Annotated in this window: 11 protein-coding genes; 6 read left to right on the top strand and 5 right to left on the bottom strand. The window is 57.9% G+C overall.

Annotated elements, in window-relative coordinates; all coding sequences use genetic code 11:
- Positions 1 to 74 precede the first annotated feature (74 nt).
- Complete coding sequence (locus J0X15_RS13190; RefSeq protein WP_206941552.1) at positions 75 to 1,577, bottom strand: leucyl aminopeptidase; 1,503 nt, start codon at positions 1,575 to 1,577, stop codon at positions 75 to 77.
- A gap of 221 nt (positions 1,578 to 1,798) precedes the next feature.
- On the opposite strand from J0X15_RS13190, the gene lptF reads away from it, so the two are divergent.
- From lptF to rsmA, 6 genes are all read left to right on the top strand, one after another.
- The gene (gene lptF / locus J0X15_RS13185; RefSeq protein WP_206941551.1) at positions 1,799 to 2,992 is read left to right on the top strand and encodes an LPS export ABC transporter permease LptF; all 1,194 of its coding nucleotides are present in this window, start codon (positions 1,799 to 1,801) and stop codon (positions 2,990 to 2,992) included.
- A gap of 3 nt (positions 2,993 to 2,995) precedes the next feature.
- Positions 2,996 to 4,090, top strand: coding sequence for an LPS export ABC transporter permease LptG (lptG, locus tag J0X15_RS13180; protein ID WP_206941550.1), 1,095 nt, complete (start codon positions 2,996 to 2,998; stop codon positions 4,088 to 4,090).
- Positions 4,091 to 4,097: 7 nt separating this feature from the next.
- Complete coding sequence (locus J0X15_RS13175; RefSeq protein ID WP_209015323.1) at positions 4,098 to 6,542, top strand: LPS-assembly protein LptD; 2,445 nt, start codon at positions 4,098 to 4,100, stop codon at positions 6,540 to 6,542.
- A 328-nt stretch (positions 6,543 to 6,870) separates the two neighbouring features.
- Positions 6,871 to 7,806, top strand: a complete 936-nt coding sequence (locus J0X15_RS13170; RefSeq protein WP_206941546.1) for a SurA N-terminal domain-containing protein — start codon at positions 6,871 to 6,873, stop codon at positions 7,804 to 7,806.
- Positions 7,807 to 7,822: 16 nt separating this feature from the next.
- Positions 7,823 to 8,845 (top strand): 4-hydroxythreonine-4-phosphate dehydrogenase PdxA, encoded by a 1,023-nt coding sequence (gene pdxA / locus J0X15_RS13165; protein ID WP_206941544.1) that lies wholly within the window; start codon positions 7,823 to 7,825, stop codon positions 8,843 to 8,845.
- A gap of 2 nt (positions 8,846 to 8,847) precedes the next feature.
- Positions 8,848 to 9,696: a 16S rRNA (adenine(1518)-N(6)/adenine(1519)-N(6))-dimethyltransferase RsmA gene (rsmA, locus tag J0X15_RS13160; protein ID WP_206941542.1), complete on the top strand. Its 849-nt coding sequence runs from the start codon at positions 8,848 to 8,850 to the stop codon at positions 9,694 to 9,696.
- 52 nt (positions 9,697 to 9,748) lie between these two features.
- Here rsmA and gmk read toward each other — a convergent pair whose 3' ends face one another.
- The 4 genes from gmk to fabF all read right to left on the bottom strand — a co-directional run bounded on the left by gmk (position 9,749) and on the right by fabF (position 13,983).
- On the bottom strand, positions 9,749 to 10,447 hold the full coding sequence (gene gmk / locus J0X15_RS13155; protein ID WP_206941540.1) for a guanylate kinase: 699 nt from the start codon (positions 10,445 to 10,447) through the stop codon (positions 9,749 to 9,751).
- Positions 10,448 to 10,452: 5 nt separating this feature from the next.
- Positions 10,453 to 11,346, bottom strand: a complete 894-nt coding sequence (locus J0X15_RS13150) for a YicC/YloC family endoribonuclease (RefSeq protein ID WP_206941539.1) — start codon at positions 11,344 to 11,346, stop codon at positions 10,453 to 10,455.
- Positions 11,347 to 11,389: 43 nt separating this feature from the next.
- Complete coding sequence (gene mltG / locus J0X15_RS13145; RefSeq protein ID WP_206941538.1) at positions 11,390 to 12,514, bottom strand: endolytic transglycosylase MltG; 1,125 nt, start codon at positions 12,512 to 12,514, stop codon at positions 11,390 to 11,392.
- 203 nt (positions 12,515 to 12,717) lie between these two features.
- Positions 12,718 to 13,983 carry a beta-ketoacyl-ACP synthase II gene (fabF, locus tag J0X15_RS13140; RefSeq protein ID WP_206941533.1) on the bottom strand — a complete coding sequence of 422 codons (1,266 nt, stop codon included), beginning with the start codon at positions 13,981 to 13,983 and terminating at the stop codon, positions 12,718 to 12,720.
- Positions 13,984 to 14,027: the final 44 nt, after the last annotated feature.

Genomic DNA, 14,027 nt, shown 5'->3' with positions numbered 1-14,027 from the left:
AGTCTGCGACAAGAATACAAAAACCCGCCGTTTCCGGCGGGTTTTTTCGTTTTAAGCCTTGCCACTCGTTGATATCAGCTCTCGTAGAAATCCGCCACGAACCGATCCAGCAGGCGCACGCCGTATCCGGAGGCCCATCCGGTGTTGATGTCGGTCTTGCCCGCGCCGAATGCCGTGCCGGCGACATCCAGATGCACATGCGGCACGCCGTTGGAGAAGCGCAGCAGGAACTGGGCCGCCGTAATGGATCCAGCCGTCCGACCACCGGTGTTCTTCACGTCCGCATTGGGGGTATCGATCAGCTTGTCATAGTCTTTGGAAACCGGCAGACGCCAGACGGGTTCACCGGAGGATTTTCCGGCAGCGGTCAGGCGTTCCGCCAGCTCATCATCTTCTGTGAACATTCCGGCCATCAGGTGACCAAGCGCGACGAGAACCGCGCCGGTCAGAGTGGCGAGGTCGATCATGAAGACCGGAGTGAATTTCTCCTGCGTGTACCAGAGCGCATCGGCCAGAACGAGGCGGCCTTCCGCATCGGTGTTCAGGACTTCGATCGTCGTGCCCGACATAGCGGTGAGAATATCGCCCGGACGGTAGGCATTGCCGTCCGGCATGTTCTCCACAAGTCCGATCACACCGACGGCGTTGACCCGCGCCTTGCGGGCGGCCAGCGCATGCATCAGGCCGGTCACTGCTGCTGCCCCGCCCATGTCGCCCTTCATATCTTCCATGCCGCCAGCCGGCTTGATGGAAATGCCGCCGGTGTCAAACACCACGCCCTTGCCGACGAAGGCCAGCGGTGCGTCGGACTTCTTGCCGCCGTTCCACTTCATGACCGCCAGTCGCGGTGGACGGACAGACCCCTGAGCCACCCCCAGCAGCGCGCCCATCTTGAGCTTGGTCATTTCCTTCTCGGTGAGGATTTCCACTTCTACGCCAAGCTTCTCTAGCTCCTTGGCCTTGGCGGCGAATTCGACAGGGCCAAGCACATTCGGCGGCTCATTTACCAGTTCACGGGCCAGCAGAACGCCGTCGCTGATACCGTCAAGATCGTCCCAGACCTTGCGTGTGGCCTTATGATCTTCAATCGAGATCTCCAGCTTCAACGCTGTCGGCTTGTCATCGTCAGGCTTTGCGCTCTTGTAGGTATCGAAAGTGTAGGAGGCCAGCTTGGCACCCATCGCCAGCTTGGCAGCTGCAGATGTCCCGGTCTCGCCTTCCAGACCTGCTGCTTCAAACAGCAGCGATGCTGTTTCTACCTTGGCCTTCGCCAAAGCTGCCTGAAGTTTACCACCCAGACCAAGCCAGTCCTCTTCGTTCAGCTCTTGCGGCTTTCCCAGGCCCAGCACGACAAGTCGGTCAAGCTCAAGTCCAGCAGGTGCGATGAGCTCCAGAATGCTGCCCTTCTTGCCGGTAAACCCGCCAATTGCTGCAATCTTCTCCAAGCCTGAGGACAAACGTCCAAGAAGCTCTGAGGTCGTGGCCCCCATGGCCATCTCGTCTGTGGCAAGAACCACAGCCGTGCCCTTTTCCGGAGCGGAGACCTTAGCGAAGGAGACCTTGGTGAGTTGAGCCATTTCTATCCTATTACCTCTCGTGGAAAAGCCCGCCAATCAGGGTGCCGAAGCAGGCCTTCTTTCAAGTTTGCGATCATGGCGGCAACCGATAGCAGCTGCAAGAGCCGACTTTATGACCAGAAATTTACCATGCTTGTTGAGCCTTGGTTCACCAAAATAGGTGCTATTGCTCCAGTGACGCACTTCCCCTACAAGAGGTGCCTAATCCGGTCTGGCGCAGCATGAAAATTCTGGAACGCTACATCATTCGGCGCACGGCCTTCGTGTTCGTCATGACACTGGGAGCCATGACCGGCGTCGTCTGGGCGACCCAGGCTCTTCGCCAGCTCGACCTTGTGACCTCCAAAGGCCAGACTGTCTTACAGTTCATCGGCATCACGATCCTTGCGCTGCCGTTCCTTCTCGTCATTGTCGCCCCCTTCGCCCTGATGATTGCGTTGATCCTCGTGCTGAATGCCTTGTCCGGCGACAGCGAGCTGATCGTGATCAATGCGACGGGTGGTTCACGCTTTCTCGTTCTCAAGCCGGTGATGATCTTCGCAGCGCTGGTGTTCGCCCTGTCGGCCAGCATGTCACTCTATGTGGCGCCGCTGGGGTTGGGGCAGTTGCGCGATGAAATCACGCGGGTTCGCGCCGATCTGGTCGCCAATATTGTCAAGCCGGGACGGTTTATTTCGGTTGAGGACGGCCTGACTTTCCACATTCGCAATCGCTCCGGAAATGGCACGCTTGAGGGCCTCTTGCTGCACGACACGCGCGACGAGGAAACGGCTTTCACCTATCAGGCCGAAAACGGGCAGATCATCGAGGCAGCCAACCGCACCTTGCTGGTCATGCAGAACGGCACGATCCAACGCAAACCAAAGCAACAGGGCGACATTTCCATCGTCCGCTTCCAGTCTTATGCCTTTGACCTTTCAAGCCTGATCCCGGAAGCCGGGCAGCCCGTCTACAAGGCCAGTGAGCGCTCCACCTACGATCTCCTGGCCCCCTCGCCCGATGATCGCTACGCCCAACAGCACAACGACAGACTGCAAACCGAGTTGCATGAACGCATCAGCCAACCGCTGTATTGCCTGTCATTTGCTCTCGTGGTTTTTGCCTTCCTGGGCCGCGTGCGCTCAACCCGGCAAAGTGCGGGCCTTCTGACCCTTGGCGCCATTGCCTGCTGTATCGGCATGCGCACTGCAGGCTTTGGAGCCAGCGCCATTGCCGGCAACTCGCAACTGCTTCTGGTGTTGCTTTACGCCATCCCGGTGTCGGGCATCGTGATCGCCCTCTGGTCGATTGTCCGCAGCCAGCGGCTGAGCCTGCCACGTCCGCTATCAAAGGCTGCGGAAGGTCTCTCCGAGCGGATCGAAAAGCTCTCCTCGCGGCTTACGGCCACCAACGGCCCGAACGGGGGGGCTTCTTGATCCATGCTGTTAGGGCGGACACTCTCGCTGTATTTTTCTGCGCGCTTTCTGAAGACCATTCTTGGGCTGTTCCTGCTTGCGAGCGTGCTTATATTCCTGTTCGATGTGCTGGAGCTGGTGCGGCGTGGATCGGATCGCGATGGCTTTTCAGTACTTCGAGTCGCTGCAATCTCGCTGCTCAGAGTGCCGCTGCTGCTTGAGCAGGTCATTCCCTTTGCCGTGCTCTTCGGTTCCATCGCAGCCTTTGTCAGCCTGAGCCGTGCTTTGGAGCTTGTCGTTACGCGGGCAGCCGGAGTTTCTGCCTGGCAGTTCATGCTTCCGGCGCTGCTCGCGGCCATCGGCATCGGCGTTTTTTCCATTACGGTCTACAATCCGACTGCCGTTTATCTGCAACAGAAGTCAGAGGAAATCGCCGCTGGCATTTTCGACTCGGGTGAAAGCCTGCTGATGCAGACCACCAATGACATCTGGGTCCGTCAGGACGGCCTGGATGGCGAAAGCGTGCTGCTGGCCAAGAAGTTGCTCGATGGGGGCACCCGATTGCTGGACGTCACCATCTTCACCTTCGATAAGGATGGAAGCTTCCGCGAACGGGTGGAAGCGGACAACGCCCGCCTTGGCAACCAAATCTGGTATCTGACAAACGTCACGGTCTATACGACCGAGCAAGACCCGCAGCGCTACGACAATTACGAAGTCAGCACCTATCTGACGGCAACGGAAGTGCGCGAGAGCATCGGCTCACCCGAATCAATCTCATTCTGGAAACTTCCGCGGTTTATTGAGCTTGCTAGAAATGCCGGTCTTCCTGCCTACAGATATGCATTGCAATATCAGACGCTTCTCGCCCGTCCCCTACTTTTGGCGGCCATGACACTGATCGCAGCCGCAGTTTCCCTTAGAGTGTCGCGGTTTGGTGGACTCGGGAAGATGATTGTGGGTGGAATCCTCGCCGGCTTCGTGCTTTACGTTCTAACGGAGCTCGCAAAGGACTTCGGTGGCGCGGGGATTGTCCCACCGACGATTGCAGCCTGGGCTCCGGGACTATTTGGGGTGCTGATGGGACTTACGATCCTATTGCATCAGGAAGATGGGTAGAAGACGCGTGCAGAGTATTGCCCGATCTGACCTGACACAGACCCGCTGCCGGCACGCCCGTGCCGCAGCGAAGGCTTTGCTTCGCCTGCCGTTGGCCCTTGTGCGCCAGGCTGGGTCTGTCGGGATCGCCGCCCTTCTCTCAGCCACAGCTCTCGCCACAGCATCCCTGGCGATTGCCCCCGCGCATGCGCAGAACGGGTTTACACCCAGTTTCGCCAATGCTCTCCCGGAGAGCGATGAGCAGCTTCTTCTGGAAGCTGCTCAGCTGACCTATGATTTCGACCGCGATGTCATCGTCGCGACCGGTCGCGTGCAGATCTACTATATCGGATATACGGTCGATGCCGATCAGATCGTCTTCGACCGTGGCGTCGGAACGCTGACCGCGCGCGGCAACGTTGTGATGGTCGAGCCGGATGGCAATGTGGTTCAAAGCCACGAACTGACCCTCACGGAAGATTTCGCAGAGGGCTTTGCCAACGCCCTGCAGATCGATACGCCGCAACGCACCCGCTTCATTGCGGAGAAGGCAACGCGGACCGAAGGCAACACCACGACAATCGAGAACGGCCTCTACACCGTCTACACAAAACCGACCAATCCGCCGAACAAGCCACCCCTGTGGCGGATCCGCGCTGCCAAGATCATCCACGACCAGAAGGAACGGATGATCTACTACGAGAGCGCGTCGTTCGAGCTTTTCGGCCAGCCGATCGCCTATCTCCCTTATTTCTCCATGCCTGACCCTACAGTGAAGCGGAAATCCGGTTTCCTGCTTCCGTCCGGCGTCTATCAGGACAAACTCGGCTACGGCGTCTCCGTTCCTTATTTCTGGGCACTTAGCCCGCACTTCGACGTCACCACCACTCTTACGCCACTGAGCAAGCAGGGCACGCTGGGAAGCTTCGAGTTCCGCCAGCGCCTGGGCACCGGCCAGTATTCCGTTTCCGGCGCCGGCCTCTTCCAGGCACGCCCCGGCGAATTCTCCGGAACCAGCGGCAGTGACCGTTGGCGCGGTGCGATCAACACGTCCGGCCGCTTCCGCCTTGCCCCCAATTGGGAGTATGGTTGGGATGTCACCTTCAAGAGCGACCGTCGTTTCCTTGAAGACTACGATATGGCTGACATCAGTGGCGATGGCGAGGTCTCAGAGATCTACCTGGAAGGCAGTACAGACCGGAATGGCTTGAGCGTCCGCGCTTACTCTTTCTCGCTATCGCAAGAGGACTACACCTCCACCGGCGTCAATGACGCGACCTCTACGCTGTTCTCGTCGGTCGGCGATTCACTGCAGGAAAAGCAGCCCTTCGTGCTGCCCGTGATCGACTATGATCATGTGTTTGACGATCCGATTTTCGGCGGTGAACTGTCTCTGACATCCAACTTCACGTCGCTTACCCGGGCCGAAACCGATGCCTTCCAGGCGACAGGTAGCAACGTTGACCGGTTTCGTGGCATCGACGGCACCTTCTCGCGTCTTTCCGTTCAGAGTGATTGGCGCAGAAGCTTTATCGACCCGCTTGGGCAGGTTTTCACGCCGTTCGCATATGTGCGTGGTGATCTGTTCTTCATTGCGTCTGCCGACAATGATGTGAGTGCGCTGACAAGTGAATCCTTTGCCGGCCGGGCAATGCCTGCCGCCGGGCTGGAATACCGGTATCCTTTCCTGGCGACGTTCAAGGGCGGCAACCAGATCATCGAGCCGGTGGCACAGGTCATCGTGCGGCCGGACGAAACGCGGATCGGTGAGCTTCCCAATGAAGACGCCCAGAGCCTGGTGTTCGATTCCACCACGTTGTTTGATTACGACAAGTTTTCCGGCTTTGATCGGGCGGAAGGCGGCTCGCGCGTCAATGCAGGGCTGCGCTATAAAGTGCAACTCGACAACGGCTATTACATGAGCGCGCTGATCGGTCGCTCGTATCATATCGCTGGCGAGAACTCCTATGCGACGACCGATATTCTCGGCTCGACTCAGGATTCCGGCCTCGCCACGGCCCAATCAGACTATGTCGCCAGCATGTATCTCGACACACAATACGGCGTCCGTCTCGGTGCTCAGGCACGGCTTGATGACGAGGACTTCCGTGTCCGCCGTCTGCAAGCCCAGGCGACCGGCAGCTACGGCCCTGTGGTCTCGTCGCTGGCTTATGCCTTCCTTGGTGCGCAGCCGAACCTCGGCATCAATGACCCGCGCGAAGAAATCGTCGGTTCAACCAGCCTGAAGCTGGAAGACAATTGGCGTATTTTTGGATCGATGCGTTACGATCTTGAGAACAAGGACATTGTTCAAAACGGAATCGGTGTCGGCTACGACGATGAGGGCTTCTCGATTTCGCTTTCTTACGACGAAGATCGCAGTGATAGCGATGAAGACACTGACCGGACGTTCTACTTGCGCATTGGCTTGAGAACGATCGGCAACACGCAGTTCTCTTCCGGCGCAAACTGATCCGCCCGTGCAGAAACAGAATCAGACACCTGATATAACTCACTGAAAATTTTACTTATTTAACCGTTTCACAAGCGCGCTCCAAAAAGAGCTTTGCGGCTATCTGACGCAAAGTTCGATCTGAGAGCACGCAGAACAACAGATCGCATACCGTTTATTTGCAAGCAACTCCGCTTCTGCCCGCAAAATACCGAAGGCTTACCATTTCTTTGCCCCTTTGAATTGGCATACAAATTGTGCAAGATCGCGTTCAGGATTTTCTACCGGGACTGAGTGGGCAACCACGAGGACGCAAACCGGCGGCAGCAAACGACAAACCCAGGTTCACATGGCTTTCAAACGTCCGGCATTCAAACACGTTCTTCTGGCTCTCGGCCTTTCTGTTGCTCCTGTTTTGGGTGCACAGGCTTGGGCTCAGACTTCGATTGCGGTTGTCGTTAATGACCAAGCGATTACCAATTATGACGTCAATCAACGCGCCAAGCTGATCCGCCTGACCCAGCGAAAGACCGGGGCCACCGCCCAGCGGCTGGCTGAGCAGGAACTGATTGATGACAGCATCAAACTGGCAGAAGCCAAGCGCATTGGCGTGACTGTCAGCGAGAGCGACGTCAACAATGCGTTTGGCAGCATCGCCAGCAATGTGAAGCTATCTCCCTCGAAGTTGTCGCAAGCCCTGCGCCAGAACGGTGTCAGCCCGGACACGCTGAAGGACCGACTGCGGGCGCAGCTCGCCTGGTCACAGGTTGTTCGGCGCCGCTTCCAGGCGTCCGTCGACATTACCGATAGCGAAGTGATTGCCGCCCTGCGCAAATCGGACATGAAAGACCAGCAGACCAGCATTGAGTATGACCTCAAGCGTGTAGTCGTGGTCGTTCCGCAGAAGTCCAGCAACGGCTTCCGCGCCCAACGCAAGCGGGAATCGGATGCCATTCGCGCCAAATTCAGCGGCTGCGATACATCTGGCCCCATTCTGGGCACCTACAAGGAGGTCGTGATCATGCCGATCGGTCGCCGCCTGGAGACGGAAATTCCTGAAAACATGCGCACGGCCATCGACAAGGCCGGCGAAGGAAAACTGACTGCTGCGGAAAAAACCGGCCGCGGCTATGAGATGATCGCCGTTTGCGGAAAACGCGAAATCAAGTCTGATATCGCGGCGCGCACGGAAATGGAAAACGTTCTGCGCGAAAAGGAAGGCGAGCAGCTTTCTCGCCGCTACCTGATGGATCTTCGCCGCCGGGCAACCATCGTCGACCGCTAAGCCGGAATAAAATTGTATGCCACAAAACAAGACGCCCGTCGCCGTGACTATGGGCGAACCGGCAGGTATTGGCCCTGACATCGCACTGATGGCATGGGTCGCCCGCAAGGACCTCGGCCTGCCACCGTTCTATATGCGCGCTGACCCCGGACTTCTGGCGCACCGTGCCCACCGTCTCGGGTTGACCGTGCCGATCCAGCTGGGCGAGCCCGAAGACGCCTATAAAACCTTCTCCAAGAGCCTGCCGGTCGTGTCTGGCACTGCCCCTGTGGAAGACAGACCCGGAGACGAAATAGCCACCACCGGCCAAGACGTCATCAGCTCGATTGAAGGCTGTGTTCGCGATGTTCACGAAGGACGCGCCATCGCCGTTCTGACCAATCCGATCAACAAGGCGAACCTCTATGAAGCCGGCTTCAGTTACCCTGGTCACACGGAGTATCTTGGCGCCTTGGCAGAAAAGCTCTGGGCGTTCGACAAGCCTTTAAGGCCTGTCATGATGATTGCCGGACCGGATCTGATGGTTGTGCCTGTCACCATTCACATCGCACTTAAGGATGTGCCGGTGCAGCTGACCCGCGACCTGATCGTCGAGACAGGCCGGATCGTCGCCCGTGATCTGCGCGAACGCTTCGGTCTGGCCGAGCCACGCATTGCCGTCTGCGGTCTGAACCCGCATGCCGGCGAAAACGGCACCATGGGTACCGAAGACCGTGACATCATTGCGCCTGCCGTAGAAATCCTTCAGCAGGAAGGAATTGACGTTTCCGGCCCCCTGCCCGCCGACACGCTGTTCCATGCACGCGCGCGCCAAACCTATGACTGTGCCCTTGGCATGTACCATGATCAGGTTCTCGTGCCCGCCAAGACGCTGGCCTTCGATGACGGTGTCAACGTGACACTCGGTTTGCCTTTCGTGCGCACCTCGCCCGACCATGGCACGGCTTATGGGCTGGCCGGTACCGGCAAGGCCAAGCCAGACAGCTTCGTCGCAGCCCTGCGCATGGCAACCGTGCTCGGCAATCCGGGAGCGCTGTAGCCATGGCCCAGATCGATAACCTGCCTCCCTTGCGGGAGGTCATTGCCTCTCATGGCCTTGATGCCCGCAAGTCGCTGGGCCAGAACTTCTTGCTCGACCTCAATCTGACGTCTCGCATTGCCCGGTCTGCCGGTGACCTGACCAATTGTACCGTTATTGAGATTGGACCGGGGCCCGGTGGGCTGACACGTGCCTTATTGGCGGCTGGTGCCAAACGGGTCGTGGCGATTGAAAAGGACCAACGTTGCCTGCCTGCTCTTGCGGAAATCTCCGGCCATTACGATGGCAAGCTCCACGTGATTGAGGGAGATGCACTGCAGATCAACCCACAAGAGCTTGCGCCGGGCGAAGACATCCGCATCGTCGCCAACCTACCCTACAACGTCGGCACTCAATTGCTGTTAAACTGGGTCGCTACCCCTCAATGGCCGCCGTTCTGGCTGTCGCTGACACTGATGTTCCAGAAGGAAGTTGCTGAGCGGATTACCGCGAAACCGGGATCCAAACACTATGGCCGTCTGAGCGTTCTTACCGGCTGGCGAACCCACGCGGATCAGCTGTTCGACCTCAACCCGAAAGCCTTCACGCCACCGCCCAAAGTGACGTCAACCGTGATCCATCTGACACCCCGTCCCGAGCCTTTTGAATGCGATCTGAAGCAACTTGAAAAGCTGACTGCAGCTGCCTTCGGACAACGGCGCAAGATGCTGCGCGCCAGCCTCAAGGGTCTCGCCAAGCCCGCCGAACCGCTCATTGAGGCTGCAGGGCTTGCGCCGACTGCCCGGGCTGAGGAAATCGACGTGGCAGGGTTTGTCCGTCTTGCCAACATCTTCAAGCAAAACGGCGCCTGAGCATTCGCTCCGACGCCGTTGTGATCTGGACTTTCAATGCAACCAAGAAAGCTCAGCCGTCGAGTGCGTCCTGCAGATCGCTCACCATTCCTTCGATAAAGGGACCTATCGCAGCCGAACGAGCCTGCTTATGGCGCTCTGCGCGCAGAACCGAGCGGACAGCCTCATAGGCCCGGTCCAGAACCTCATTGACCACCACATAGTCGTAACGGACCCAGTGGCGCATTTCTCCGACCGCTGTTTCCATGCGGCGCAGGATCACGGCATCCTCGTCTTCGCCCCGGCCTTTCAGTCGCTTTTTCATATCCTCGATGGAGGGCGGAAGAACGAAAATCGAGACAACATCTTCCCGCATCTTTTCATAGAGTTGGAAGGTTCCCTTGATGTCGATGTCGAAGAGAATATCACGACCACTTTCGATGGCAGATTCAACTGGAGCCCGTGGCGTGGCGTAATAGTTTCCGTGAACCTCCGCCCATTCCAGCAGCTCGCCGCCGTCCCGCATCTCGAAGAACCGTTCCTGTGAAACGAAATGGTAATGCACGCCGTCCTCTTCGTAAGAGCGACGTGGACGGGTGGTTACGGAAATGGAAAGCTCAAGGCCCTTTTCACGCTCCAGCAGCATGCGGGCAATCGTCGATTTGCCTGCACCGGAGGGAGAAGACAGGACCAGCATCAAACCGCGACGTTGTGCGTCGACCTGATCCGCAGTCACCAGTGTTGCGGCTTTGGGTTTGGGGGTCTCGGACATGAAGGTCACTCCAGGTTCTGTATTTGCTCGCGCATCTGATCAATCACCGCCTTGAGCTCAAGGCCGATTGAAGTCAGATCAACGTCATTGGATTTGGAGCAGAGCGTGTTGGTTTCCCGATTGAATTCCTGAGCCAGGAAGTCGAGGCGTCGCCCAATCGGCCCGCCCTTCTTCATCAGATCACGCACCGCAGTCACGTGCGCGTCCAAGCGGTCAAGTTCCTCACGGATGTCGGCCTTGGTCGCGAGCAGCACAGCTTCCTGATGCAGACGCTGAGGGTCAAAGGCCCCGGCACCAGCTTCCAGCAGTTCCGTCACCTGAAGTTTCAGACGCGCCTTGATCGCGGCCGGCTTGCGGGCAGGCAGAACTTCGGCCTGGCTCGTCAACTCGGCAATCCGGTCGACCTGAGCGGTCAGCAGAGCTTCGACCGCAGCCCCTTCCTGTCGACGCATGCCCACCAAGGCCTGCAGGGCCTCATCCAGCGTGGCCAGAAGAGTCTGCATCATGGCAGCGCGCGTCTCTTCATCGTCTTCGCTATCCTTGACTTCCAGCACCCCGGACTGAGAGAGGATCCCGTCCAACGTCGGCGGAGCAATATCCGGCACCTTGTCTCGCAGCAGAGAAATAGCGTTCAAAACCGCGTCCAGAGCGTTCTCGTTGACGGTCAGGGCGTTGCCAGTCTGGTCGCGCTGCATTGATAGGCCGACCGAGATATTCCCGCGTTTCAGGGCCCCGGCACAGCGCTCGCGGATCTTCTGTTCAAGAGGGTCCAGTCCCTGTGGAATTCGAATGCGGACATCAAGGTTCTTGCCGTTGACAGAGCGCAGCTCCCAGGTCCAGCGAACAACGCCACTTGCGCCTTGCACGCGTGCAAATCCGGTCATGCTGGCTACGGTCATCAATCGTCTCCTCGCCGCCGGAGCGGATCTTAATTCACGCTGATCAGTTCGATTCCGTCGTGCCGGATTGCTTTTCGCGATCCCGCAGTTCCTTCTCGATCTTGCGCCACTTGCGCACATTCGCCTGGTGTTGCTCGTAGGTCTCTGAGAAGAAATGCCCACCAGTGCCATCAGCCACAAAATACAGGTCCTTGGTGCGAGACGGATTGGCAACCGCCTCCATCGAGGCCTTGCCCGGGTTCCCGATCGGTCCGGGCGGCAGGCCCTGGATCTGATAGGTATTGTAGGCATTCTCTTTTTTCAGTTCGGACTGCTTGATCGCCGAGCGGTCCTTCAACCAGGCCTCGCCGCCATACAGGCCGTAGAGGATCGTAGGGTCCGACTGCAGGCGCATGCCTTGGTTCAGACGGTTGACGAAAACGCCGGCAATCCGCGGGCGTTCGTCGGCCTTGGCGGTTTCCTTCTCCACGATCGACGCCAGGATCACCAGATCCTCCGGCGTTTCAATCGGCAAGTTCTGGTCGCGACGGGACCAGGCATCCGCAAGAACCTTATCCTGAGCATCGCGCATCTGGTCGATGATGCCCTGACGAGACGTGCCACGGGTGAAAGTATAGGTCTCGGGCAGCAGATCGCCCTCGCCTGGAAGGTCGTTGATTTCGCCGACGAGAACCGGATGCGCACGCACTCGCTGCAGGATCTGCGCGGTGCTCCAGCCTTCGGGTACCGTTACCTGATGAACCACGGCTTTGCCGGACACCAGAGCGTCCATCACCTGCTCCATGCTGACGCCGGTTTCAAAAGCGTATTCACCCGCCTGCAGCTTGGTCGCATTCTTGTAAAAGCGGACACCGATGTTGAAGAGAAGCTCGTCGATGATGTTGTCGTCGATCACGTTCTGAGCCTGAAGCCGATCAGTGATACCGGAGAGACCTGCGCCGGAAGAAATGATCACAGTGGTGTCTTCTTCAAGGGGGCCGGCTTGCTCAAAAGCCTGTTTGCCGAAATACAGACCACAGCCGGCGCCAAGAAGCCCAAGCACGGCAATGGTGATCAGCAGATTGATTAGGATAACGATCGGATTACGCACATGCCGCGACCGCTGAGGCGGTGCCGGTGCCACTTCAGGCTGAATAGCCTCCCGTGGACTTTTCGGCTTGATACGCATTGATCGCTCCTTCCCGTTCATCTCCGATATGGCTCAACGGCAGCACCGGGTCTGTTTCCCGGAGGGGTCAATCGACTTCGATAGCCAATTCCCTGCGCCTGTTTGAGACAAGGCTGAGACTTTATAAAGGCACAACAAAAAAAGATCGCCGCCGAATGCGTCATCCGGCGGCGTTTTCCTTAGTTTCGTCAGATAGCGAGCTGTTAGCTCGCGACCTTCTTGAAAACCAGAGAAGCATTGGTGCCGCCAAACCCAAAGGAGTTTGACAGGGCTACGTCAATGTTCATCGATTTCGCCGTGTGTGGCACGAGATCGATTGGCGTTTCAACAGAAGGATCGTCAAGGTTGATTGTCGGCGGCGCGATACTGTCGCGAATCGATAGCACCGAGAAGATCGCCTCAATTGCACCGGCTGCACCAAGAAGGTGACCTGTACAGGACTTCGTCGAAGACATGGTCAGCTTTGACGCGGATTCACCGGCAAGGCGCGTGATCGCACCAAGTTCGATTTCGTCACCAAGAGGCGTTGAGGTACCGTGGGCGTTGACGTAATCAACTTCCGCAGCTGTGATGCCAGCTCGCTTCAATGCTGCGTCCATACAACGGTATGCCCCATCGCCATCAGCGGCAGGTGCCGTAATGTGGTAGGCATCACCTGAAAGGCCATAACCGACAACTTCGGCATAGATCTTGGCACCACGCGCCTTGGCATGTTCGTACTCTTCCAGCACGACAACGCCAGCACCCTCACCCATCAAGAAGCCGTCACGGGCCTTGTCGTAAGGACGCGAAGCTTTTTCCGGATTGTCATTGAATGCGGTGGAAAGCGCACGGCAAGCAGCAAACCCTGCAAGCGAAAGACGGCAAATGGGTGACTCTGTGCCACCTGCAACCATTACATCTGCATCCCCGAAGGCAATCAGACGGGAGGCATCACCAATGGCGTGCGCGCCGGTGGAGCAAGCGGTCACGACCGCATGGTTCGGACCTTTCAAACCATGACGAATGGAGACATAGCCTCCTGCCAAGTTGATCAGACGACCCGGAATAAAGAAAGGCGAAATTCGGCGCGGGCCTTTTTCAGCCAGCGTATGCGCCGCAGTCTCGATGCCCTGCAATCCGCCAATACCAGATCCGATCAAGACACCAGAGCGGGTTTGATCTTCATAAGAAGTCGGCTTCCAGTCGGCGTCGGCCAAGGCCTGATCAGCCGCGGCCACAGCATAGACAATGAAGTCGTCAACCTTGCGCTGTTCCTTGACATCGAGCCAATCGTTGGGATCGTAGCCCCCATCTTCGGCTGACCCACGCGGAATTTGCGCAGCGACTTGACATGCAAGATCGGAAGTTTCGAAGTCAGTGACCCGATTGGCTCCGCTCTTGCCAGCGACGATATTTTTCCAAGAGACATCCACGTTTCCGCCAAGCGGAGACACCATGCCCAATCCTGTTACAACTACTCGCCTCATTGACCTGCATCTTTTTAGAACGGCGGCGCGAGCTTATTCCTTGA

This window comes from Roseibium limicola (assembly GCF_017313085.1).
Classification (GTDB): domain Bacteria; phylum Pseudomonadota; class Alphaproteobacteria; order Rhizobiales; family Stappiaceae; genus Roseibium; species Roseibium limicola.
The sequence above is the reverse complement of the archived record's forward strand: the minus strand, read 5'-3'. Positions and strand labels throughout refer to the sequence as shown.